Here is a 23,673-nt window from a genome sequence, read left to right on the forward strand (position 1 = left end):
GCCTAGGATCGGTTCCATGCCCGCCGCGCCGCCCCCCGACCCGCCGGTTCCCGTCCGGCTCGACCGGCTGCGGGCCGAGATCATCGCCCGGCCGGCCGCCGCCCGGGACGAGCCCGCCGGGGAACCGCTCTACCAGGCGGTGCGCCGGATCGGCGCGCTCGACGTGGACGACCCGGAAGAACTCGTCCGCCACCTGGCGGGACGTCCCGACCGGGTGCTCCGGGGCGAGGCGTTCCGGCTCGCCCGCGAGGCGCTGCGCGCGGCGCTGCTGCCCGCCGCGGCCGCCCGGACGATCATCGAGGGGCTCGCCGCCGACGTCCCGGACGCCCTGCGCGAACTCGCCGCCCCGTGGGCGGTGCTCGACCCGCTCCCGCACGAGCGGATGCGCCGCCTCCTGGCCGCCGGGCCGGCGGACGCCGCGGCCGAGGTGGCCGCCCGGCACGGCCATCGCGGCCTCCTCGCGGACCTCGCCGCCGACCCCGGCCGGGCGCCCGCGCTGCGCCGGCGCTGCCTGGAGCTCCTCGGCGACCTCGCGGCCCGCGACGACGTGGGCGACCTCGTGGCCGTCGCCGCGCGGGACCCGCTGCTGCTCGCGGGCCCCGCCGTCGCCTGCCTCGGCGGCCTGCACCGGCGCGGCTGCTTTCCGGCGGAACGGGACGTCCCGGCCATCGTGGGCCTCGCACTCGCCGATCACGCCGTCCCCGCGGGGGACCTCGCCGTCGTCCTGTACCCCCGCAGGCATGAGGCGCTGAAGGAGCTGACGGCCGCGGACGATGACCTGCCGCGCCGCCTGGAGCTGCTGGTCGCGCTCGACGAGCAGGGCGACCCCGCCCTCGGGGTCGGGGCCGCGATCACCGAGTCGGCGCGCCGCGCCGACGACCCGGCGCCGTACCTGCGGGCGATTCGCCGGCTGCGGCACGCCGCGGCGGAGGAGACCGTCCTCGAACTGCTGCCCCGCGCGCCCCGGGAGGCCCTCGCCGCCCTCGAAGCCGTGGGCGGCGCCCGGACGGTCGCGGTCCTGCGCGCCGGGCTGGGCCTGGACGGCGGCGAGGCCGCCGCGCACCTCGGGCCGGTCCGGCACCGGGCCCTGGAGATCCTCTGGCACCTCGGCGGCGACGCCGGGCTGCGGCCGGCGGTCCTGGACCGCCTCGATCCGCGCGACCTGCCCCGGCGGATCGCGGACGACCTCGGCGGGCCCGACGCGCGCGAGCTGGCGCTGCTGCGCGCGAACCCGGACCCCGGCGACCCGGCCGCGGCCCTGCGCAGGCTGGCCGCGAACGGGGACGCGACGACCCTGCCCGCCATCGCCGACCTGCTGCTCCGCGTCGTGTCGGAGGAGGACCCGCCCGTCCCGGACGACCTGGTCGCGGCCATCGGCGAACTGGGCGGCAGGCTGTTCCGGCGCGGCGCCCTGCGGCCGCGGTGCCTGCTGGACGCCGCCGGCCCGGCGGAGGCCGGGAACGCCCTGGTCGCGGACATGGTGCTCGGCCTCCTGGAACGTCCGGGCCGCGGGCCGGCCGAGCGGACGGCGCTGCTGGACGTGCTGGTCCGGGCCCCGCACCGCCGGACGAGGGCGCGCGTGCACCGGCTGCTCCGCGACCGGGACCGGCACGTCCGCGCGCGGGTGATCGCGATCCTCGCCCAGGACGGCGGGGACGCGCGGGCGCTGTCGGCGAGCCTGGTCCCGCTCACGGCCGCCGGCGACGTCCAGACCGTCCGGCAGGCGATCCTGGCGCTGGCCGAGGCCGGGGCGGACTGGGCCGCGCCGGCCATCGCGGACTGCCTGGACCACCCGAACATGAACGTCAAGAAGGCGGCGGCCTCCGCCCTCGGGCGGGCGGGCGCGCCGGGGGCCGTCCCGAAGCTGCTGTGCTGGCTCGGCCGCCATGACAATCCGGGCCTGCGCGAGGCGATCGGCGAGGCGCTGCGGGCGATCCTCGGCGACGCGTTCGCCGCGACCGTCCTCGCGGCGGCGGACCGCGCCGACGATCCGGGCCCGCTGCTGCGGAGCCTCGACGGCCTGCTCGACGAGCGCGCGGTCGCCGCCCTCGCCCGGCGGGGCGTCACCGTCCGGGGAAGGACGCCGCCCCGGTTCCCGGATGTGGACGCCCTCCTCGACGGCGGCTGGGACGCCGATATCGCGCGCGGCGTCGTGGCCGCCCATGAACGCGAGCCCGGCACGCTGCCGTACGCGCGGCTCCGCCCGCTGCTGGTCCGCTGGCTGGACCTGGCGGCCGCCGATCCGGGCGCCCTCCGGCTGGTCGCGGAGATCTGCCGGCCGCCCTCGCCGGACGCGGAGCTGGAGGTCCTCGCCCGGTCCGCCGGAACGCTGGTGGACGGCCTCGCGGCCGACGGCGACGACGACCGGCTGCTCGCGCTGCTGGCGGGCGCGGTCCCCCGGCTGGGACGCGCCGACCGGCTGGCGCTCGCCGAACGGGCGCGGGGGCTGGGGCTCGGCCGGGCGGGGCTCGTCGTGCTGCGCCTGTGCGGGGCGCCGCCGACGCGAGACGACCTGGTGCGCGCGCTGGACGCCGCCCGGCGTGCCGAGCACCCGGGCCCCGGCCAGGAGGCCGTCCTGCGCGAGGCGTTCGGGCAGGACGCGATCGGGCAGGACGCGATCGGGCAGGACGCGATCGAAGGCCGGTCCCCGTTCCGCGAGGAACTCGGGGACGCCGTCCGCGACGCCGGTTCGCTCCGGCGGGCGCGCGACCGGGCCGAGGCGTCGTCGCGTGCGGTGCTCGACGCGCTGATCAGCGTGTTCCCGCAGGCCCCGCCCGGTACGCGCGGCCACCTCCTCGACTGGATGCTGGAGTTGCAGCCGCTCGGCGTCCCGCCCTGGACGATCGCCGAGGAGGCCCGCCGCCCCGTCCCGGACGTCCGCGCGCCGCACGCCGCCGACCTGGACCAGCCCCGTTCCGGCGCCCAGCGGCGACGCCTCCTGGCGATGCTGGACGACGCCCGGGGGGAGCGGCGGGAGACGGCGGCCCGCGTCCTGCTCGGCTGGCCCGAACCGCAGGCCCGGCTCGCCGTCCTCAGGGCCTACCTGCACGGCGGGGCAGCCCTCCCCGTCACTCCCGCCTTGGCGCGCACGCTCACCGACGCGACCGAAGCCGACCTGGCCGGAGACGGCGAGAACGCGGACCACGCAGTCCAGGCGAGGTTCGCCAACCTGGCCGTCCACCTGGACCCACACGAACTGGACAGGTTCGTTCCCCGCCTGCTGTCCGCCTGGAAGGACGGGGGCCCCGCCACGGCCGACGCGGGCCGGGCGCTGCGCCGGGCGTCCCCCGGGGTCGTCGCCGAGGCCGTCTCCGGGGGCCTGGCCGCCGGCGCCTGGGGCCTGCTCGCCCTCCTCGTCGACAGGCCGGTGCCGCGCAGTCCCGGACTCGTCCGGACGCTGGAGCGCCTCCGGGCCGAGGGACGCGACGACCTCGCCGCGCGGCTCGTCCTGGTCGACGGGCCGCTCCGCGAGCCGGGGGCGGCCGCCCGGGACGCGGAGGTGCTGGACGCGCTCCGCGAGCGTCCGGCCGGAACCGTCCGCGAGCCGTCCCGCGCGGAGTTGTTCCGCGAGGCCCGCGACGGCGGGGCCAAGGCCGCCAAACGCGCGCTCGACCTGCTCGCCGAACGCCACGAGGAGTCGGGCGCCGCCGCCGACCCCGGATTGGCGGACCTGCTCGCGACGCTGATCGCGCACCCGGAGACGAAGGTGCGGCTGCACGCGCACCGCGTGTCGCGGCGCGTGCTGGACCGGCCCGGCTACCTCGACCAGGCGATCCGGCTGCTGGACGATCCGGAGCCCGGCGTCGTCCGCTCCGCCGCCAGGACGCTCGGGCACGCCGCCTGGAAGCCCGCGATCCCCGGTCTCGTCGCGCTGCTCGCGCACCCCCGCGACACCGTCCGCGCGACCGCCGCGGACGGACTGGTCATGGTCGGCGCCGCGGCGGTCCCCGCGCTCCGGCACGCCGAGGGCCGCGCCCGCCCCGACCGCCGGCACCGCTACACCTCCGTCCTGGAGAGGCTGGCCGGCCGGCCGGCCGACGCTGGTCGTCAGAGGTAGCGGAGCCACAGGTAGGGGGTCGCGAGGGCGACCGTGACGACGGTGACGACGAGGCCGTAGCGGGTGAAGTGCCAGAAGCTGATCGGGGTGCCGTTGCGGGCGGCGATGCCGAGGACGACCACGTTGGCGCTGGCGCCGATGGCGGTGGCGTTGCCGCCGAGGTCGGCGCCGAGGGCGAGCGCCCACCACAGGACGTGCCCGTCCCCGCCCGGGTGCTGCTGGACGAGGTCGGCGACGATCGGGCTCATCGTGGCGACGTAGGGGATGTTGTCCACGATCGCCGACAGCACGGCGGACGCCCACAGCAGCAGCATCGCGGCGACGCCGAGGCGGCCCTCGGTGGCGTCGGCGGCGGCCTTGGAGACGTCGCCGATGACGCCGGTCTCGACGAGCCCGCCCACCATCACGAACAGGCCGGCGAAGAACACCAGCGTGGGCCATTCGACCTCGGTGAGCGCCTCCTCGGTGGTCACCCGGGTCGCGGCGACGAGGAGCCCGGCGCCGAGCAGCGCGACCACGGACGGCTCGTAGTGCAGGACGGGATGGAGCACGAACGCCGCGATCACGATGGCGAGGACGCCGAGCCCCTGCGCGAGCAGCCGCTTGTCGGTGATGGCCTCCCGCTCCTCCAGCGCCATGACCTCGGCCGCGAGGTCGGGGTCGTAGCGGAACGCCGACCGGAACAGCCACCGGCAGAGCAGGCAGAACACGATCATCAGCAGCACGATCAGCGGGGCCAGGTGGACGAGGAAGTCGTTGAACGACAGCCCGCCCCGGCTCGCGATGATGATGTTCGGCGGGTCGCCGACGAGGGTCGCGGTGCCGCCGATGTTGGACGCCATGACCTCCGCGATCAGGTACGGCTCGGGGCGCAGCGCGAGCCGCTCGCAGACGAGGAACGTCACGGGCGCGACCAGCAGGACGGTGGTGACGTTGTCCAGCAGCGCCGACGCCGCCGCCGTCAGCACGACCAGCATTACCATCAGCCGGTAGGGGCGTCCCCGCGCGCGCTTGGCGGCCCAGATCGCCACGTACTCGAACACGCCGGTGCGGCGCAGCACGGAGATGATGACCATCATCCCGAGCAGCAGGAAGATGACGTTCCAGTCGATCCCGGACTCGGCGGAGAAGAAGGCGCCCTCGGAGTCGGTGATGTGCAGCAGCAGCATCAGGCCCGCGCCGCCGAGCGCCACCGCCGTCCGGTGCACCTTCTCCGACGCGATCAAGACGTACGCGGCGACGAAGACGACGATCGCGGCGGTGGCCTGCACGGAGCCTCCCGGTCGGCATGCGTGTGACGGGACCTGCCGACCAGACTTCCCGGCGCACCGGAGGCGACTCTAGCCGGGTCCCGGTGCGCTCCGCGAAGGCGGCGCCCTGGCGATGGTGGGGTTTTGCCTACCCCGATCGGCGTGCTGGACCCATCCTCGGCGGCGTCCGTCGTCCGTAGCTTCGTTCCCGAGGCGCCCCGCGAGGGGGCGCCGGGCGGAGGTAAGGGACGATGTTCGGACATGCGAGGACCGCCGCGCCCCAGGCGTCCGGCGAGGCGCTCAGGCTTGAGGGAGTGCGCAGGGTCTACGGCGCCGAGGGCAACCAGGTGGTGGCGCTGGACGGCGTGTCGCTGTCGCTGCCGGCCGGGTCGTTCACCGCGGTGATGGGCCCGTCCGGGTCGGGGAAGAGCACGCTGCTGCAGTGCGCGGCGGGCCTGGACCGTCCCACCGGGGGGCGGGTCTTCGTGGACGGCGCCGAACTGACGGACGGCGGCGAGGCCGCGCTGACCAGGTTCCGGCGGCAGCGGATCGGTTTCATCTTCCAGCAGTTCAACCTGCTTCCGACGCTGGACGTCATGCAGAACACGGTGCTGCCGCTGAAGCTCGCGGGACGCAAGGTCGACAAGGCGCGGGCGCGGGCCGTGCTGGAGCGGGTGGGCCTCGGCGACCGGCTCGGCCACGTGCCGGCGGAACTGTCCGGCGGCCAGCAGCAGCGCGTCGCGATCGCGCGGGCGCTGGTCGCACAGCCGCGGGTCGTGTTCGCGGACGAGCCGACCGGCGCGCTCGACACCCGCAGCGCCCGCGCCGTCCTGGACCTGCTCCGCGAGTCGGTGCGGACGTTCGGGCAGACGATCGTGATGGTCACCCACGACCCGGTCGCGGCGTCGTTCGCCGACTCCGTCCTGTACCTGGCGGACGGCCGGATCGTCGGCCACCAGACGGCGCCGACGGCCGAGACCGTCGCGGAGCGGATGACCCATCTCGCCGACGAGGTCGAGCGCCAGCGCACGACGACGGGGGTGTGACATGTCCGGACCGGCCGTATTCGAACTGGCGGTGCGTTCGCTGCGCAAGCGCGCGAGCGCGTTCACGGCGAGCTTCCTCGCGCTGTTCCTCGGCGCGACGATGATCATGGCGTTCGCGTCGATGCTCGACACGTCCGAGGGGAGCGGCGCGACCGGGGAGGCCGCGGAGACGCTCACCACGATGGCGACCGTGGTCGGCGGCTGGGGGCTGCTGCTGGTGGTCTTCGCGGTCGCCTCGACGCTGACCCTGTCGGTCCGGCAGCGGGCGGCGGAGCTGGCGCTGCTGAAGAGCGTCGGCGCGACCCCCGGGCAGCTCGGCCGGATGATCGTCGGCGAGGCCGCCGGGCTGGCCCTGGCGGCGGCGCTGCTCGCGGTCCTCCCGGCGATCGCGGCGGGCCGGGCCCTGCTCGGGCTGCTGCACGACACCGGCCAGGTCCCCGCGGGGATCGGCTACCACTTCGGTCCGGTGGCGCTGTCGATGGGGATGGGCGTCACGCTGGCGTCCGCGGTCGCCGCCGCGCTGATCGCCGCGCGCCGCGCCGTCCGCGTCCGGGCGGCGGAGTCGATGGCGGCGGCCGCCGCCGACGACGCGCGGCTGAGCAGGAAGCGGATCGTGTTCGCGGTGCTGTTCCTGCTGCTCGCCTCCGGCGAGGCGATCACCACGGTCACGGTGATGGACGGCAAGGGCAGCGACGCGATGGCGACGTCCGGGCAGGCCGACATCTTCGCCGGGATCGGGCTGGCGCTGCTCGCGCCGGCGATCATGCGCCGGGTGACGGCCCTGGCCGCCGGGCCGGTGCGGGCGCTCGGCGGGGCGGCCGGCGGCCTCGCGGCGGACACGATGCGCCGCCGGACGGGCGCCCTCGCGGCGGCGGTCACGCCGGTCATCCTGTTCGTCGCGACGGCCGTCGGCACGCTGTACCTCCAGGCCACCGAGAACGCGGCGATGGACGCGGCCGGCCTCGCCAAGACGGCCGAGCAGAAGAGCATCGAGACGCTCAACTTCGTCGTCATCGGCATGGTGGTGCTGTTCACCGCGATCATGCTGGTCAACACGCTGGTCGCGGCGACCGCGCACCGGCGGCGCGAGTTCGGCCAGACCCGGCTCGCCGGCGCCACCCCGGGCCAGGTGCTCGGCGCGACGGCGCTGGAGTCGGCGGTGCTGACCGTCACCGGCGTGCTCGTCGGGACCGTCGCGTCGGTCTTCACGATCGTGCCGTTCGGCCTGGCCCGGCGCGACTCGGCCGTCCCGGACGGCGACGTCCGGACCTACCTCGCGGTCGCCGCCCTCGCCGCCGTCCTGACCGGCGCGACGGCCTGCGCGGCGACCCGCCGCACGATCCGCGTCCCGGCGGTGGAGGCCGCCCTCCGCTGACGGCGCCCCGCCCGCGCGCCCCCGAGCCCGGCCGTCCGGCCGGCGCCGGGGGCGCGCGGCCGCGGGCATACTGGCGCTTCCGGGGGTGGTGCCGATGGACGAGTCCGGCAAGCGCCGGATCCTCATGCCGGGGGTGATCGACGAGGCGGAGCGGGCGGAGCCGCCCGGCGAGCCGGAGACGGGCCTCGTGCCCGTCCGCGACCCCGGCGACGTCGCCGATCCGGGCACCGCCGACCGGCAGGGCCCCGAGTTCGACGAGATCGGCGGCGCGGCCCAGGCCGCCCCGCCGGGCGTCGCGCACTCCAGCGCCGTCATGGCGATCGGGACGGTCTTCGCCCGGCTCACCGGCTTCCTGCGCACCGCCGTCATCGGCGCCGCGCTCGGCGCCGCGCTGCTCGGCGACGCCTACCAGGCCGCCGAGATGATCCCCTACACCGTGTACGAGCTGCTGCTCGGCGGGCTGCTCGCCAGCGTCTTCGTCCCGTTCCTGATGAAACGCCGGATGCGGGACGCGGACGGCGGAGCGGCGACCGAGCAGCGGCTGCTCGGCGTCGTCCTGCTGGCCCTCGCGGTCCTCACCGCCGTCGCCGTGCTGGGCGCCGACGGGCTGGTCTCCCTCTACGCGGGCGGCTACACCGGGCGGCAGCGCGAGGTCGCGGTGCTGCTCACCCGGCTGCTGCTGATCCAGATCTTCTTCATCGGGGTGAGCGGGCTCGCGAGCACGCTGCTGAACGTCCGGCAGCGGTTCGGCGCGCCGATGTGGGCGCCGGTCGTGAACAACCTCCTCACGATGGGAGCGGGGCTGCTGTTCCTCTGGGTCGCGGGACGCGGGCAGACCACCGGGACCGTCACCGACGGGCAGCTCACCCTCCTCGGCCTCGGCTCCGCGCTCGGGACCGCCGCGCAGAGCGGCGTCCTCGCCTGGCTGCTGCGATCCGCCGGGTTCCGCTGGCGTCCCCGCCTCGACCTGCGCGGCTCCGGGCTCGGCGAGGCCGCGCGCGCCGCGACGTGGATGCTGCTCTACATCGTCGTCGCGCAGCTCGGCGTCCTCGTCACCGCGAACGTCGCCACGCGCGCCGGCGAGCGGGCGGCCGCCGCCGCGGGCGGTCCGGCCGCGGGCGGCGGCCTCGCCGTCTACAAGTTCGCCCTGGTCGTCTTCCAGCTCCCGTACGCGATCATCGCCGTGTCGGTGATCACGGCGCTGCTGCCCCGGATGAGCGCGCACGTCGCCGAGGGGCGCCGCGACCTCGTCCGGGCCGACTTCTCCCGGGGCCTGCGGGTGGCGGCGGTCCTCCTCGTCCCGCTGTGGCTCGGCATGCTGGTGTTCGCGATCCCCGGCTCGATCACGTTCTTCGCCCACGGCAGCCTCACCCCGGACGGGGCCCGCCGCATCGGCGTCGTCCTCATGGTGTTCGCGGTGATGGTGCTGCCGTTCACCGTCCACCAGCTCCTCATGCGCGTGTTCTACGCCCTCGGCGACACGCGCACGCCCGGCCTGATCGCGGTTCCCGCGGGCCTCGCGCAGGCCGCGACGGCGTTCGCGCTGCTCGCGTTCGTCCCGGCGCGGCAGGTCGTCATCGGCCTGCCCGCCGCGTACGGGCTGTTCTACCTCGTGGGCGCGACCGGCGCCGCGCTCGTCCTGCGCAGGCGGCTCGGCGGACTGGACGGTCGCCGCATCCTGCGCGCCCTCGCCCGCATGCACCTGGCCGCCCTGCCCGCCCTGGCGCTGGCGGTCGCGGTCGTCTGGGCGGCCGGCCTCCTGCCGGGCGACCGCCTCCCGGCGCTGCTCGCCCTCGCGGGCGGCGGCCTCGGCGGCGGCGTGCTCTACCTCGTCACCGCGCGCCTGGTGAACGTCCCGGAACTCGGCTACTTCACCGCGATGGCGGCCGCCCGGTTCCGGCGCCGTCAGGCGTAGCCGGCGGGCCGGTCCGCCGCGACCCGGCCGGGCGGCCCGGATCGTGTGCGGGGCGGGGGGTCGATTCGTCCGCGGATGTCATACGCTTCGAGGTATGGACGAGGTTTCGGCCGGCACGCCTCCCCGGACGGATCCCGGGGGACGCGGAAACGGCAAGCGCGGCCTGCGCCGCTTCCTGCGGCGCATGACGGCCGGCAACGCCGAGCTGGAGGCCGAGGAACTGCAGAAGACCACCGGCGACGAGGGCGCGACGCCGATCACCGACTGCGCCGCGCGCAAGCGCCACTGCGTGGCGGGTACGCTACGTACCGTCACCCTGCGGCCGCGCGGCGGCGCGCCCGCGCTGGAGGCCGAGCTCTACGACGGCACCGACGTGGTCAACCTCGTCTGGCTCGGCCGCCGCAAGATCGCCGGTATCGATCCGGGGCGCCGGCTGCGCGCCGAGGGGCTCGTCAGCCTCCAGGACGGCCGCAAGGTGATGTTCAATCCGCGATACGAGCTGCGCGGCGGCTCGTGAGGACGCCCCCGGCCCCCGGGCCCGGGAGAGCAGATGGGCGAGACGACAGCGTGAACGAGACCACAGCGTGACCGGGACGAGGGCGGGCGCCGAGCGGGAGGCCGCCGCGCACGACACCGTCGAGGCGGCCGTCCGCGCCCAGCTCACCAAGGCGCTCGGCGGCGTCCGCGGCATGCTGGAGGCCGCCGTCCCCACGATCGCCTTCACCGGCACCTACGTCGCGGCCGAGAACATCAAGCTCGCCGTCGGTGCCGGCGTCGGCGCGGCCGTGGTGCTGCTCATCGCCCGGATCGCGCAGCGCTCCAGCCCGCAGTTCGTGCTGAACAGCCTGGTCGGCATCGGCATCGCCGCGTTCTTCGCGCTGCGCTCCGGCAAGGCCGAGGACGCCTTCCTGCCCGGCATCCTGCTCAACGCCGGCTACGCCGCCGCGATGATCTTCTCGATCGTGGTGCGCTGGCCGGTCGTCGGCTTCATCATCGGCTCGGTCACCGGCGACCCCACCGCGTGGCGCGCCGACCCCGGCATCGTGAAGTTGTGCTCGCGGCTGACCTGGCTGCTGGTGCTGCCCTGCGCGGCGCGCGTCGCCGTCCAGTACCCGATCTACCTCGCGGACGGCGACCAGAGCGGCCTGCTCGGCACCGCCAAGATCGTGATGGGCTGGCCGCTGCAGGTCGCCGCGCTGGCCGCGATGGTGTGGCTGCTCACCCGCGGCCGCACCCCCATCGAACGCGAAGAACCCGCCTGACCGGCCGGCCAGGCGGGCTCCCTCCCGGGGTCTAGCGTCCGCCGAGCAGCGCGGCGAGCTCGTCCTCCACGTCCTGGACGGCCACGAACATCAGCTCGTCGCCCGGCTCCAGGGTGTCGTCGGACGAGGGCACCAGCACCCGCCCCTCCCGCAGGATCGCCACGAGCGCGGTGTCGCGCGGCCAGTCCACCGACCCGACCCGCTGCCCGCCGAGCGGCGCGTCCTCCGGCAGCGTCAGCTCGACCAGGTTCGCCTCGCCCTGCCGGAACGTCATCAGCCGGACGAGGTCGCCGACGCTGACGGCCTCCTCCACGAGCGCCGACAGCAGCCGCGGCGTCGACACGGCCACGTCCACCCCCCACGACTCGTTGAACAGCCACTCGTTGTTCGGATGGTTGATCCGCGCGACCACGCGCGGCACCCCGTACTCGGTCTTGGCGAGCAGCGACACCACCAGGTTGACCTTGTCGTCCCCGGAGGAGGCGACCACCACCTGGCAGCGCTCCAGCGCCGCGTCGTCCAGCGCCGAGATCTCGCACGCGTCGGCGAGCAGCCACTCCGCGCGCGGCACCATCTCGACCTTGATGGCCTTCGGGTTCTTGTCGATCAGGAGGACTTCGTGCCCGTTCTCCAGCAGCTCCTGGGCGATGGAGCGGCCCACCGCGCCGGCCCCGGCGATCGCGACCCGCATCAGGCGTCCTCCCCGTTCCGCGCCGCGACGGCGGCGTTGACGCGCTCCAGCTCGTCGGCGTTCGCCATGATGTGCACGATGTCGCCGTCCTGGATCACCGTGTCCCGCTGGGGGACGAACGCCTCGCCCATCCGGGACAGGAACGCCACCCGGGTGTCCGCGTGCTCCTCCAGCGCGCCGACCTTCGCGCCGACCCACAGGTGCCCGGAGTCCAGCTCGGCGAGGACGACGGCGCCGGTCGGGTCGCGCCACAGCGGCTCGGCGCCCTCCGGCAGCAGCCGGCGCAGGATCTGGTCGGCCGTCCACCGGACGGTCGCGACCGTCGGGATGCCGAGCCGCTGGTAGACCTCCGCGCGCCGCGGGTCGTAGATCCGCGCGACCACGTTGTCGACGCCGAACGTCTCGCGCGCCACCCGGGCGGAGATGATGTTGGAGTTGTCGCCGCTGCTGACGGCCACGAACGCCGACGCGCGCTCGATGCCCGCCTCGGCTATCACATCGCGGTCGAACCCGAACCCGGTGATGCGGCGGCCCCGGAACCCGCTGCGCAGCCGGCGGAACGCCTCCGGGCTCTGGTCGATGATGGCCACCGAATGGCCCTTGTCCTCCAGGATGTGGGCGAGCGTCGAGCCGACCCGCCCGCATCCCATGATCACGATATGCACGGCCGTTCCCTTTTCCCGTCCAGAGGGACGCTCCCCCTGTACCCCCCGCGCCGCGCACGGCAGTCGTCGCTGCGCCGCCGCCGACGCCGTGCCGTACCCGAGGACCGTTTTCCGTCGAATCCCTGCCGGGCTGCAAACCTACACATGCCCTCCGGCGAGTACTACCCAACCAGCCTCCGGAGGGCGGTGGTGCGGCAGAACGGGCGTCGCCGCCGAAGGCTAGGCTCTCGTTTCGTGTCAAAGGTTCCGGACCTCACGAAGCGGCTGCTGCTCGGCCGCGCGCTGAGCAGTTCCCAGCAGCACGAGCAGCTGCTGAAGAAGCGGATCGCGCTGCCGGTCTTCGCCAGCGACGCGCTCTCCTCGGTGGCGTACGCCCCGCAGGAGATCCTGCTCGCGCTCGGCGCGGGCGGCCTCGTGATGTACCACTACACCCCCTGGGTGGCCGCGGCCGTGGTGGTGATCCTGCTCACCGTGGTCGCGTCCTACCGGCAGAACGTCCGGGCCTACCAGAGCGGCGGCGGCGACTTCGAGGTCGCCACCACCAACCTCGGCGGGAACTGGGGCGTCCTCGTGGCTAGCGCCCTGCTCGTCGACTACGTCCTCACCGTCGCGGTGTCGGTGTCGTCCGGCGTCGAGAACCTCGGCGCGCTGCTGAAGTTCATGCAGCCGCACGAGGTCGGCGTCGCGATCGCCATCGTCGTCCTGCTGACCCTCGCGAACCTGCGCGGCCTGAAGGAGGCGGGCGTCGCCTTCGCGGTCCCCACCTACCTGTTCATGTTCGCGGTCTTCAGCATGCTGGCGTGGGGCCTGATCAGGCTGGTCTCGGGCACCGACCTGGAGGCCGAGACCGCGCACTACGAGGTCCGCGGCGACGAGATGGACCTCGCGGGGTTCGCCCTGGTCTTCCTGCTGCTGCGGGCGTTCTCGTCCGGCTGCGCCGCGCTCACCGGGGTCGAGGCGATCAGCAACGGGGTGCCCGCGTTCCGCAAGCCGAAGGGCGAGAACGCCGCCACCACCCTCCTCGCGCTCGGGCTCGTCGCGATGACGATGTTCGGCGGCGTGACCGCGTTCGCCTACATCACCGACGCCAAGTTCGCCGAGCCCGACCAGGGCAGCCACCTCGTCGACCCGTCCACCGGCAAGGCGGTCACCGACGCCGACCCGGTCATCGCGCAGGTGGCGCACACCGTGTTCAGCAACTTCACCCCCGGCTTCGCGCTGGTCACCGCGATGACCGCGCTGATCCTGTTCCTCGCCGCCAACACCGCGTTCAACGGGTTCCCGGTGCTCGGGTCGGTGCTCGCGCAGAACCGCTACCTGCCGCGCCAGCTGCACACCCGCGGCGACCGGCTCGCCTACAGCAACGGCATCATCATCCTCGCCACCATGGCCGGGCTGCTGATCTACGCCTACGACGCGTCCGTCAGCCGGCTGATCCCGCTCTACACCGTCGGCGTCTTCGTGTCGTTCACCGTCAGCCAGGTCGGCATGGTCCGGCACTGGAACCGGCTGCTCGCCGCCGAGCAGGACGCGACGCAGCGCCGCCGGATGAAGACCTCCCGCGGCATCAACGCGTTCGGCGCCACCCTCACCGGCATCGTCCTCGTCGTCGTGCTGATCACCAAGTTCGCGCTCGGCGCCTACATCGTGTGCATCGCGATGCCGCTGCTGTTCCTGCTGATGAAGGCCATCCGGCGGCATTACGACCGGGTCGCGGCGGAGCTCGTGCCCTCCGGCGAGGACGTCGCGCTGCCCGCCCGCATCCACGGCATCGTGCTCGTCTCCAAGATCCACAAGCCGACGCTGCGGGCGCTCGCCTACGCCCGCGCCACCCGCCCGTCCACGCTGGAGGCGGTGACCGTCGCGGTGGACGCCGAGGAGTCGCAGCGGCTCCAGGACGAGTGGGACGCCCTCGACATCCCCGTCCCGCTGAAGATCCTCGACTCGCCGTACCGGGAGATCACCCGGCCCGTCCTCGCCTACGTCAAGAACGTCCGGCGGCGCAGCCCCCGCGACGTCGTCACCGTGTTCATCCCCGAGTACGTCGTCGGCCACTGGTGGGAGCAGCTGCTCCACAACCAGAGCGCGCTGCGGCTGAAGGGGCGGCTGCTGTTCCAGCCGGGCGTCATGGTGACGAGCGTCGCCTGGCAGCTCCAGTCGTCCGACCGGCTCAAGGGACGGGTCGAACCGCCCGGCCCCGGCGCGTCCCGCCGCCCGCCGCGGACCGGGGCACGCCCCGGGGCCGGTAATGTTTCGGATCGTGACTGAACTCGAACCCGACGTCCTCGAACTGGAGGTCGGCAACGTCGCCAACGGCGGTTTCTGCGTCGCCCGGCATGAGGGCCGCGTGGTCTTCGTCCGGCACGCCCTGCCCGGCGAACGGGTGAGAGCCCGCGTCACCGACCGCACCAAGAACTTCCTCCGCGCCGACGCCGTGGAGATCATCGAGGCGTCCCCGGACCGCGTCCAGCCGCCGTGCCCGTTCGCCGGGCCCGGCCGCTGCGGCGGCTGCGACTGGCAGCACGCCTCCCTGCCCGCCCAGCGGGCGCTCAAGGCGGCCGTGGTGGAGGAGCAGCTCCAGCGCCTCGCCGGCATCACCCGCACGGTGACGGTCGAGGAGGTCCCCTACCCGGTCGACTCCGAGGTGGTGCCGCCGCCCGGCCTCGGCTGGCGCACCCGCGTACAGTTCTCGGTCGACTCCGGCACCGTGGGCCTGCGCAAGCACCGCTCCCACGACATCGAGCCCATCGACGAATGCCTGATCGCCCACCCGGGCGTCGAGCTGATGGGCATCGAGCGCAAACGCTGGCCGGGCGCGTCCGGCGTCGAGGGCATCGTGTCCGCCACCACCGGCGACCGCCTCGTCGCCCTGCGCGGACGCGACCGCCGCAAGATCAAGGTGCCGCGGCTGGACGTGCCGGTCCGGCTCGTCCGCGGCAAGCCGGAGCCGGGCTCCGCGCTCCCCTACGTCCGCGAGGAGGTGTCGGGGCGGCTGTTCCAGGTGAGCGGCAGCGGTTTCTGGCAGGTCCACCCGGGCGCCGCGCAGTTCCTCGCCGACGCCGTGCTGGACGCCCTCGAACCGAAGCCCGGCGACATCGCCCTCGACCTGTACTGCGGCGTCGGCCTGTTCGCCGGCGTCCTCGCTGACCGCATCGGCCCGGACGGCCTCGTCGTCGGCATCGAGTCGGACGGCCAGGCCGTCCGGGACGCCCGCTTCAACCTGCGCGACCTGCCGAACGTGTCCATCGAGCGCGGCCCGGTCGAGGAGGTCGTCTCCGACCTGGAGTTCGGCCGCGCGTCCAGCTCGTCCCGCACGCAGAACAAGCGCGGCACCGGCCACCACGGCGGCGCCCGCGTCCGCCGCGCCGACGTCGTCGTCCTCGACCCGCCCCGGACCGGCGCCGGCCGCGACGTCGTCGAGCACATCACCCGGATCGCCGGCCGCAAGATCGCCTACGTGTCCTGCGATCCGGCGACGCTGGCCCGCGACCTCGGCTACTTCAGCGAGCGCGGCTGGACCCTGGAGACCCTCCGCGCCTTCGACGCCTTCCCCATGACCCAGCACGTGGAGTGCCTGGCGACACTGGTACGCGGCTGAAATTCGGTTGCGGCCCCGGCATACGGTGGACGCATGATCGAGATCAGGGACGTGCCGGTGGCCGACATCGACCGCATGGTCGATTTCGCCGGCCTGGTGTTCCACGCCCGCATCGACGACTACGAGCGCGACTCCTGGAAGCCCCGCCGCTCCGAGCGCCTCGGCGCCTACGACGGCGACACGCTGGCCGGCCAGCTGGCGACGCTCCCGATGCGCCTCGCCGTGCCGGGCGCCGTCCTCGACTGCTCGGCGGTCAGCTTCGTCGGCGTGCTGCCCACCCATCGCCGCCAGGGCGTCCTCACGTCCCTGATGGCGCGCATGCACGCCGACGCCAGCGCCGCCGGCCGGCCCGTGGCCGCGCTCTGGGCCTCCCAGGGCGCCATCTACGGCCGCTACGGCTTCGGCCTCGCCACCCGCGCCATCGGGCTGGAGGTCGACACGGCCCGGCCCCTGGGCCTCCGCACCGTCCCTGACGACGGCCCGCTCCGCCTGATCGACATCGCCTCCGCACCCGAGATCCTCGACCCGATCCATCGGCGGGCCCTCTCCGCCCGGCCGGGCGGACTGGTCCGCGACCCCGAATGGTGGACGCGCGGCATTCTGCAGTCCGTCGACGTGGAGGCCCCCGGCTTCACGGAGCCGCGCGTCGTCGTCCACCCCGGCGGCTACGCCGTCTACCGCGCCGGCGCGGCCAAGACGATCAGGCTCGTCGACCTCGTGGCCGACACCCCCCAGGTCGAAGCCGCGCTCTGGCGGTACCTGGCGTCGATCGACCTGTCGACACGCGTCCACGCCCCGTCCCGTCCCGTGGACGACCTCCTCCCGCACATGGTCACCGACCCCGACCAGGTCGCCATCAAGGAGAACTACGGCGCCCTGTGGCTCCGCCTGGTCAACGTCCCCGCCGCGCTGCGCGCCCGCTCCTGGGCCGCCGAGGACACGTTCGTTTTGGAGATCGACGACGCCCGCATCCCGTCCAACGCGGGCCGCTGGCGCCTCACCACGGGAGCGGCCCCGACCTGCGACCAGACGACGGAACCACCGGACCTGGCCCTCACCGCCGCCGACCTGGCCGCCGCCTACCTGGGCGGCACCGCCCCGACCACCCTCGCCCGAACCGGCGCCGTCACCGAGCACACGCCGGGCGCCGCGGTACGCCTGACCAGTGCCCTGGCCGTGCCGCTGGCCCCCTACATCAACGACGACTTCTGACCCCGGGGCTCAGGACGGGCCCGGGGCGCCGAAGTCCACGTCGAAGTCGTGGAACGCCTCCCGAGCCCAGGGGTGGAAATCGCTGTGCGCCCGGATGATGGGCTTTATCCGCTGGAGCACCCCGGCCCGCCATTCGCGGGGTAGCCGGTCGGCGTCCGCCGCGAGCTGCCGCAGCAGTTTAGCGACCATGACGATGCTGATCAGCGAGTCGCCGGGAGTAAAGGCCAGGCATCTCTCGTAAGCACGCTGGAGACGAGCGATATCGATTTCCAGCACGCTCGACTGCGCCCACAAGTTGATGAGAGCATTTGCGGGTGAGAAAAGGTCGCCCTCGAAGGTGGTGAACCAGACCGGCACCAGAGCTCCCACCCCGTTCGGGCTGCCGAGCGGTTCAATTGTGTGCAGAAGCATGTCCTGGGCGGTGTCGCATAGAAACCGTGAGTCCCGTTGAAGTTCCTCCATGGTCCGGAACGTTTCCTCGCCGCGGAGCGTCCACTGCATATCCAGCCTCAGGTGCTGCTGGGGGGACCTCGGGGCCAATTGAACCTCGGGCCAGGCGTCATTCCACATCCGGCTGACGTCGAGTGCCCCGATCAGCGATGTCCAGCTGTCATGGGGGAGTTGCGACTTCAGCAGCCGGGCGTGGCGTGACCAGGCGTCCACGGGATCGGATGCGCCGGGGAACAACTCTCGGCCCGTGACAGCCTGCCGGACGAGTGCCGTGAGGAGAAGCACGTTCGCGGAGTAGACGGTGTGCCGGGCGGTGATCGTCCGAGGGACGGGCGCGTACGCCTCGTGAACTTGCTGTGGGAGAAGCGCCGTGCGGAACGCGTCCAGTAGGAGATCGCCGAGTACGCTTTGGGTCGGATCGGGCAGGCCGCCGAGAAGGAACTTCAAGAATTCCATCACGGGCTCGCGGTTGGCCAGGGTTGCGCAGGACAGCAGAGTGTGGAGAAACCTGTCATCGGGGACTTGGCGCCGGCCGGTGGAGACCGAGGCGAATGCGGCGAGGTCCTCGAGTTCGCGGGCGACGAGGCGGGCTACCAAGAACTCGCCGAAGGTCGCGTGCAGAAACTCGTATGTGCTCAGGCGGCTTTCGTGTGTCAGAGCCTGTGACCGGTGGACGAAGAAGAACCTGCCGAGCACAGTCTGACCCCGTGTGAGCGGAGCCTTAAACCCCGTCTGTGTGCCGGAGGGCCCCTCGGGAAGGAGCGCCGCGAGATCGTCGGTCAGTTCCTGTTCCGTCGTCCATTGGCGTCCCCGGTTGAACATCGCGAAGGCGGCGATGGAAAGCCGCAGAAGCTCGTCCTCGATCGCCTCGGTGAGGGTGTTCTCGTCCAGCGCGGCATTGGTCTTTTCGATCTCGCGCTTGGCGAAGCTGACAAGGAGCCGTTCGTACAACTCCGCGAGGTTGAGTGTGCCGCTGTCGTTGTGAAGTTCGTTGGAGTCGGCGTCGTAGAGCGCGAGCATCAGCAGCAGGAGCGGCTGGACCGCCAGGTCGGGATGGGCGAGGGCGGTCTCGGGCCGCAGCGGGCTGAGACCGCGCCGGGCGAGATGGCTCGCGTTGGCGGTGTTCCAGGTGTCGAGCCACTGGCCGACCTGGGCGTCGGAGAACGGTTCGAGGCGGATCGCGACGACGCCGGTCGCGGGCAGGCGCGCCCGGTCCGCGACGGCCGTGCGGCTGGTGACGATGACGGCGACGGGGCGTCCCTGGTCGGCCTCGCGCTCCTGGAACCGCGCGACCTGCTGAAGGTAGTCGGACTGGCTGGTGCCCGTCGCCTGCAGCAGCTCGTCGAAGCCGTCCAGGATCACGACCGGGAGCGCTCCGTCGGCCGACCGGACCAGCTGCGGCCAGTTCACCGTCTCCCCCGTGGCGTCGCGGACGGCGTGCTCGATCTGCTCCTGGAGGTCCGCGTCGGCCGGGGTCTCGCGGAGCGCGACGCGGACGACCATGAAATCGGTCTCGGGCAGCCGCGCCGCCAGGACCTGGGTCAGCGCCGACTTCCCGGACCCGGGCTGGCCGAGCAGGAGGAGCGGGGACGACACCAGGTCCGGCGACGTCAGCTGGCCGGCCAGGAATTCCTGGAGGTCGTCGCGGACGTGCGCGTCCCGCCACCATGACTCGTCGCCGACCCGCGCGGAGGCGCCCGCGGAACGGACGCGGAAACACGGGTTGACGTAGGCGTGTTCGAGAGCCGGGATCACCATGCCGGGAGGCGCGCCGCCCGAGTCGGTGATCGGGCGGCCGAGCCGGGCCCGGTACCGGCGGGCCAGCCCGGCCCGGCGGTCGTCCGGCAGGCGGCCGGCGGCGACCTCGTCGAGGATCCGCTGGAGGCCGGACAGGCTCGCCTCGACCCGGCCGATCTCCGCCCGGGTGGCCCGGTGGTCCTGGCGGTCCGCCCAGAAGGCGACCTCGGGGAACTCGGCGCCGAGCCGCCGGAAGTGCTCCTCGAACCGGCGGGTGGCCGCCTGCGGCGCCGCGTCGATCAGGGTGGCGAGGAGGCGGCCGCGTTCGGCGTCCTCCAGCCGGTCCCAGACGGCGAGGCCCATGACGAACCGGTGGAGCCGCTCGGCCAGCCTCTGGTGGAAGGCGAGCATGGCGTCGAGCGCCCGCTCGTAGGGCAGCGCCGGCGCGATCAAGGGCACCGGCATGCTCGTCAGGCTGTCGGCCAGGGGCTCGGACGGGTCCCCGCCGGACATCGCGACCTGATCGGCCCGGTCGAGCCGCAGTTCCCCGATGTCGAAGGGCAGGTCGACCTCGCGGACGACCTCGAAGAAGGCGGCGACGACCAGGACGCGTTGCGCGGCGGCGAGGCGTTCCGTGCGGTCGTGGCGGCTGAGGCCGTTCATCCGCTCTTTGAGGCCGCCCACCAGTTCATGGGTGAGGCGGAACAATTCCCCCTTGGCGCCGAACAGGCTGAGAGCGAGCGTGCTGCCGCTCGCGCTGGTGCCGAGCAGGATGCCGCCGGTCAGCATATCCAGTGCTTTGACCGTTTTATTCTCGGGTGCGCCCAGCAGTTTGACTGCGTCGGCGTAGCTTAAGCCTTTCGCCATTCCCCGATTATCGCCAGAAGAAGACCTTTGCGCTGCCGTCCTTGACACTTGCCGCGGAATCGCCGTGCTGGACGAGTTGGAAGCGCACCCGGTGCCCGGAGCGGACCGTGTCGGCGGACAGGCCGTACACGAGGTTGGTGGTGTCGCCGACCGAGACGAAGTCCTGGACGGGACCGACCTCGTACTTGTCGGTGTCCTTGATCTCGACCTCGACGACGCGGGCCTGGATGAGCTTGCCGGCGGGGACGCCGCCGACGGTCGCGGCCACGGTCAGGCTGTAGCGGGCGGAGCCCGTCAGCAGGCTCGGGCCGCCCGGGTCGTTGTGCTGGTGCTCGCTGTCGGAGTACTCCCGGTCCCAGGAGACGTTCGTCCACTTGCCGGGGGAAAGCTGCTGCTCGGTATCGATGCCGACGGACACGTAATCGGGCATGTCGTCAACTCCCTCGGGCGAGACGCCGACGCGCCACTGCCCGTAGTCGCTCTTCACGGCGCGGTCGTAGTCGACGCCGACGCCGTTGATGGTGTGGTCGTTGGAGTACTGCTGGAGCTGCGCGCGGGCGTCCCAGCGCCCGCCGGACCAGGCGTACGTCTGCCACCCGTAGGTGATCTTCCCGGCGTCGAACGCGCGCTTCGTCGGGCCGTGGCCGGCGTAGAGGCCGACGCGGTCGCGGCCGATGACGCTCGCGGCGCCGTCCAGGTAGGCGTTGATCTCGTCCTGCTGGGCGGCGGAGGCGTCCCAGTCGGCGGCGAAGTAGATGGGACGGTCGTCCGGCATGCCGCAGTCCCGGGCCTGCGCGGCGGCGGCCCTGGCGTCCGCGACCCCGGCGGAGCGTCCGGCCAGCGGGCGCTGTGCGGTGGACTCCCAGACGACCACCATCCAGATGCCCGCGTCGGACAGGTCGTCGGCCTCCGCGCGGGTCAGGTTCTTGCCGGTCGTGTCGTGCGACAGGTAGCGGCACGCGAACTTCACCCCGGCTCGCCTCAGCGCGGCGACGCCGGGGCGTCCCCACGCGTAGTCGACGCCGAAGACAGCCATGTCAACTCCATGGGTCGGGATCAGTTTTGGCCGATTCAACAGGTTCCGCCCTTTACGGCGCAGCAAATTGGACAGGTTCGCACTTTGGCGTGACGTCACTGTCACCATCTGTGACGACACGCCGTCCCGGCGCTAGGCGGCCGGTCCGGGGGTCGCTAGAACGGACGTGTCCGCAAGGAATCCGCAGGCCACAGGGGGTCTCATCATGGTCCGGACACGGAAGGGGCGCGGACTGCTGCTGCTGGCCGCCGCGCCGTTGATAGCGGCGCCGGCCGCGGCGCACGCCGCCGACCCCGGCCCGCCCGCCCACAAGGGCCACAAGGCAAGCGCCTCCGAACCGGCGCCCAGACCCGGCACCCACACGAAGCCCGAACCACACGCCAAACCGAAGCCCAAACCAAAGGCACACGCGAAGCCGAAGGCCCACGGGAAGCCGAGCGGGCACACCGAGTCGAAGTCGCACGCGAAGCCGAAGTCGCACTCCAAGCCGAAGTCGCACGCCGAGTCGAAGTCGCACGCGAAACCCAGGTCGCACGCGAAGCCGAAGGCGCACGTCGAGTCGAAGCCGCACGGAAAGCCCAGGGCGCACTCCAAGCCTAAGGGCCACGCCGAGCCGAAGGCGCACGCGAAACCGAAGGCGCACGTCAAGCCGAAGTCGCACGTCAAGCCGAAGTCGCATTCCAAGCCGAAGTCGCACTCCGACTCCAAGGCGCACGGGGAGCACAAGGCACACGCGAAACCGAGGGGGCATGCCGAGTCCAAGGGGCACGGGAAGCCCAAGGCGCATGTGAAGCCGCGGACGGATGCGGTCGAACTGCGTACGCGGAGTCCTGAGCGGGCCGTTGTGCCCGGGCGCACCTATGCGTGGGCGTACGCGGTGGTCGTCAAGGGGCCGGGGAGGTCCGGCAAGGCGGTGTTCAGGACGGTGTTGCCGAAGTCGCTGGCGTTCGTGTCCGGGGAGCGGAACTGCGAGGCCGCCGGGCGGACGGTCGTGTGCCGCCTCGGCGCCGTCCGGAAGGGCGACAAGGTCACCGGCGTGATCAGGGCGAAGGTGTCCCGGCAGGCCGAGGCGGGGGAGAGCATCAGCCCGCGCGCGACGGTGACGTGGGGGAAGGCGCGCGTCACCCGCGCGTTCCCGGTGGTGGCCGTCGCGCGGACCGCCGACCTGGCGCTGTCGAAGACGGCTCCGGCGACGGCCCGGCAGGGCGCGGAGATCCCGTACGCGCTGCGGGTCCGCAATCTCGGGCCGTCCACGGCGGCGAACGTGACCGTCGAGTCCCGGGGGCCGATCAAGCTGGTCGGACGGGACGCCGCGTGCGTCCCGCAGGGCCGCGGCTACGTGTGCTCGGTCGGCTCGGTCCGGGCCGGCGAGTCGCGGACGCTGCACCTCACGGCCGTGCCGCGCGGGAACGGCCGCGCCGGGACGGTCCTGGAGTCGTCCTGGCGGGCGACGTCGCCGGTCGTCGACCCGGACGGGGCGAACAACCGCGCCGTCGTCCGCACGAAGATCACGAAGCGGCGCTGACCCGGTGGTGCGACCGGGGTCCGGCGGGTACGAGGATGGAGCCATGCTTCTTCGGATCTTCACTGAGCCCCAGCAGGGGGCGACCTACGACATGCAGCTGGCGGTCGCCAAGGCCGCCGAGGACCTCGGCTTCGACGCGTTCTTCCGTTCGGACCACTTCGTCAGCATGGGCGACGTGAGCGGCGAGCCGGGCCCGACCGACTCCTGGATCACGCTGGGCGCGATCGCCCGGGAGACCAGCCGGATCAGGCTGGGCACGCTGGTGACGGCGGCGACGTTCCGGTATCCGGGCCCGCTCGCCATCTCGGTCGCGCAGGTCGACCAGATGAGCGGCGGACGCGTCGACTTCGGCCTCGGGACGGGCTGGTTCGACCAGGAGCACACCGCCTACGGCATCCCGTTCCCGAGCCTGCGGGAGCGGTTCGAGCGGCTGGAGGAGCAGCTCGACATCCTCACCGGGCTGTGGGGGGCGCCCGCCGGCGAGACCTACTCGTTCAGCGGCGACCACTACACGCTGACCGAGTCGCCCGCGCTGCCGAAGCCCGTCCAGGCGGGCGGCCCGCCGATCATCATCGGCGGGTTCGGCGCGAAGCGGACGCCGCGGCTCGCGGCCCGGTACGCCGACGAGTACAACGTCCCGTTCCACCAGGTGGGGGAGACCGGCGAGGCGTTCGGCCGGGTCCGTGCGGCGTGCGCCGAGGCGGGCCGCACGAAGCCGCTCGTCTACTCCGCCGCCCAGGTCGTCTGCTGCGGCCGGGACGAGGCCGAGCTGGAGCGCCGCGCCGGCGCCATCGGGCGGACGGTGTCCGAGCTGCGCGAGAACGGCCTGGCGGGGACGCCCGGCGAGCTGGTCGACAAGATCGGCCGGTTCGGCGAGCTGGGCGCCGAGCGCATCTACCTGCAGGTCCTCGACATGCACGATCTGGACCACCTGGAGCTGCTGGCCTCGGAGGTCCTCAGCAAGGTGTGACCGGCGGACGAAGGGCC

General features: G+C 73.4%; 16 protein-coding genes. 11 read left to right on the forward strand and 5 right to left on the reverse strand.

Annotated features, from left to right (window positions below):
- The first annotated feature begins 16 nt into the window (after positions 1–16).
- Positions 17–4,057, forward strand: coding sequence for a HEAT repeat domain-containing protein (locus ACA511_RS22020; RefSeq protein WP_375026392.1), 4,041 nt, complete (start codon positions 17–19; stop codon positions 4,055–4,057).
- Here the strand turns inward: ACA511_RS22020 and ACA511_RS22025 are convergent.
- Positions 4,048–5,328: an ArsB/NhaD family transporter gene (locus tag ACA511_RS22025; protein WP_375026393.1), complete on the reverse strand. Its 1,281-nt coding sequence runs from the start codon at positions 5,326–5,328 to the stop codon at positions 4,048–4,050. The genes ACA511_RS22020 and ACA511_RS22025 overlap by 10 nt on opposite strands.
- A gap of 230 nt (positions 5,329–5,558) precedes the next feature.
- Here ACA511_RS22025 and ACA511_RS22030 point away from each other — a divergent pair, with 230 nt between their 5' ends.
- The 5 genes from ACA511_RS22030 to ACA511_RS22050 all read left to right on the forward strand — a co-directional run bounded on the left by ACA511_RS22030 (position 5,559) and on the right by ACA511_RS22050 (position 10,905).
- A complete protein-coding gene (locus ACA511_RS22030; RefSeq protein WP_375026394.1) occupies positions 5,559–6,353 on the forward strand; it encodes an ABC transporter ATP-binding protein in 795 nt (264 codons plus the stop codon).
- Position 6,354: 1 nt separating this feature from the next.
- Positions 6,355–7,728, forward strand: coding sequence for an FtsX-like permease family protein (locus tag ACA511_RS22035; RefSeq protein WP_375026396.1), 1,374 nt, complete (start codon positions 6,355–6,357; stop codon positions 7,726–7,728).
- A 94-nt stretch (positions 7,729–7,822) separates the two neighbouring features.
- Positions 7,823–9,643, forward strand: coding sequence for a murein biosynthesis integral membrane protein MurJ (gene murJ / locus ACA511_RS22040; RefSeq protein WP_375026398.1), 1,821 nt, complete (start codon positions 7,823–7,825; stop codon positions 9,641–9,643).
- Between the two features lie 94 nt (positions 9,644–9,737).
- Positions 9,738–10,160, forward strand: coding sequence for an OB-fold nucleic acid binding domain-containing protein (locus ACA511_RS22045; RefSeq protein ID WP_375026400.1), 423 nt, complete (start codon positions 9,738–9,740; stop codon positions 10,158–10,160).
- Positions 10,161–10,227: 67 nt separating this feature from the next.
- Positions 10,228–10,905 carry a DUF3159 domain-containing protein gene (locus ACA511_RS22050; RefSeq protein ID WP_375026401.1) on the forward strand — a complete coding sequence of 226 codons (678 nt, stop codon included), beginning with the start codon at positions 10,228–10,230 and terminating at the stop codon, positions 10,903–10,905.
- A 31-nt stretch (positions 10,906–10,936) separates the two neighbouring features.
- Here ACA511_RS22050 and ACA511_RS22055 read toward each other — a convergent pair whose 3' ends face one another.
- Together ACA511_RS22055 and ACA511_RS22060 are read right to left on the reverse strand one after the other, a co-directional pair.
- On the reverse strand, positions 10,937–11,596 hold the full coding sequence (locus ACA511_RS22055) for a potassium channel family protein (RefSeq protein ID WP_375026403.1): 660 nt from the start codon (positions 11,594–11,596) through the stop codon (positions 10,937–10,939).
- Positions 11,596–12,261 (reverse strand): potassium channel family protein, encoded by a 666-nt coding sequence (locus ACA511_RS22060; RefSeq protein ID WP_375026405.1) that lies wholly within the window; start codon positions 12,259–12,261, stop codon positions 11,596–11,598. Before ACA511_RS22060 ends, ACA511_RS22055 begins: the two co-directional genes overlap by 1 nt.
- A gap of 234 nt (positions 12,262–12,495) precedes the next feature.
- On the opposite strand from ACA511_RS22060, the gene ACA511_RS22065 reads away from it, so the two are divergent.
- Genes ACA511_RS22065 through ACA511_RS22075 form a run of 3 tightly spaced genes read left to right on the forward strand, consistent with a single transcriptional unit; the run spans position 12,496 to position 17,071 of the window.
- Positions 12,496–14,529 (forward strand): APC family permease, encoded by a 2,034-nt coding sequence (locus ACA511_RS22065; protein ID WP_375026407.1) that lies wholly within the window; start codon positions 12,496–12,498, stop codon positions 14,527–14,529.
- On the forward strand, positions 14,522–15,859 hold the full coding sequence (locus ACA511_RS22070) for a class I SAM-dependent RNA methyltransferase (RefSeq protein WP_375026408.1): 1,338 nt from the start codon (positions 14,522–14,524) through the stop codon (positions 15,857–15,859). The genes ACA511_RS22065 and ACA511_RS22070 overlap by 8 nt, the downstream gene beginning before the upstream one ends.
- A 33-nt stretch (positions 15,860–15,892) precedes the next feature.
- A complete protein-coding gene (locus tag ACA511_RS22075; protein WP_375026409.1) occupies positions 15,893–17,071 on the forward strand; it encodes a GNAT family N-acetyltransferase in 1,179 nt (392 codons plus the stop codon).
- 9 nt (positions 17,072–17,080) lie between these two features.
- Here ACA511_RS22075 and ACA511_RS22080 read toward each other — a convergent pair whose 3' ends face one another.
- Positions 17,081–20,125: an NACHT domain-containing protein gene (locus ACA511_RS22080; protein ID WP_375026410.1), complete on the reverse strand. Its 3,045-nt coding sequence runs from the start codon at positions 20,123–20,125 to the stop codon at positions 17,081–17,083.
- A gap of 7 nt (positions 20,126–20,132) precedes the next feature.
- Positions 20,133–21,161: a glycoside hydrolase domain-containing protein gene (locus ACA511_RS22085; RefSeq protein ID WP_375026412.1), complete on the reverse strand. Its 1,029-nt coding sequence runs from the start codon at positions 21,159–21,161 to the stop codon at positions 20,133–20,135.
- A 205-nt stretch (positions 21,162–21,366) separates the two neighbouring features.
- Here ACA511_RS22085 and ACA511_RS22090 point away from each other — a divergent pair, with 205 nt between their 5' ends.
- Positions 21,367–22,686 (forward strand): hypothetical protein, encoded by a 1,320-nt coding sequence (locus tag ACA511_RS22090; protein WP_375026413.1) that lies wholly within the window; start codon positions 21,367–21,369, stop codon positions 22,684–22,686.
- Positions 22,687–22,729: 43 nt separating this feature from the next.
- Positions 22,730–23,656: an LLM class F420-dependent oxidoreductase gene (locus ACA511_RS22095; protein ID WP_375026414.1), complete on the forward strand. Its 927-nt coding sequence runs from the start codon at positions 22,730–22,732 to the stop codon at positions 23,654–23,656.
- Positions 23,657–23,673 lie beyond the last annotated feature (17 nt).

The sequence above is a fragment of the Actinomadura sp. GTD37 genome (assembly GCF_041951365.1).
Classification (GTDB): domain Bacteria; phylum Actinomycetota; class Actinomycetes; order Streptosporangiales; family Streptosporangiaceae; genus Spirillospora.

What these genes read in the sequence shown, in the direction of transcription:
- ACA511_RS22030 (WP_375026394.1), top strand. Translation starts at nt 5,559, where the DNA reads ATGTTCGGACATGCGAGGACCGCCGCGCCCCAGGCGTCCGGCGAGGCG.
- ACA511_RS22090 (WP_375026413.1), top strand. Translation starts at nt 21,367, where the DNA reads ATGGTCCGGACACGGAAGGGGCGCGGACTGCTGCTGCTGGCCGCCGCG.
- ACA511_RS22085 (WP_375026412.1), bottom strand. Translation starts at nt 21,161, where the DNA reads ATGGCTGTCTTCGGCGTCGACTACGCGTGGGGACGCCCCGGCGTCGCC.
- ACA511_RS22035 (WP_375026396.1), top strand. Translation starts at nt 6,355, where the DNA reads ATGTCCGGACCGGCCGTATTCGAACTGGCGGTGCGTTCGCTGCGCAAG.
- ACA511_RS22095 (WP_375026414.1), top strand. Translation starts at nt 22,730, where the DNA reads ATGCTTCTTCGGATCTTCACTGAGCCCCAGCAGGGGGCGACCTACGAC.
- murJ (WP_375026398.1), top strand. Translation starts at nt 7,823, where the DNA reads ATGGACGAGTCCGGCAAGCGCCGGATCCTCATGCCGGGGGTGATCGAC.
- ACA511_RS22075 (WP_375026409.1), top strand. Translation starts at nt 15,893, where the DNA reads ATGATCGAGATCAGGGACGTGCCGGTGGCCGACATCGACCGCATGGTC.
- ACA511_RS22055 (WP_375026403.1), bottom strand. Translation starts at nt 11,596, where the DNA reads ATGCGGGTCGCGATCGCCGGGGCCGGCGCGGTGGGCCGCTCCATCGCC.
- ACA511_RS22045 (WP_375026400.1), top strand. Translation starts at nt 9,738, where the DNA reads ATGGACGAGGTTTCGGCCGGCACGCCTCCCCGGACGGATCCCGGGGGA.
- ACA511_RS22080 (WP_375026410.1), bottom strand. Translation starts at nt 20,125, where the DNA reads ATGGCGAAAGGCTTAAGCTACGCCGACGCAGTCAAACTGCTGGGCGCA.
- ACA511_RS22020 (WP_375026392.1), top strand. Translation starts at nt 17, where the DNA reads ATGCCCGCCGCGCCGCCCCCCGACCCGCCGGTTCCCGTCCGGCTCGAC.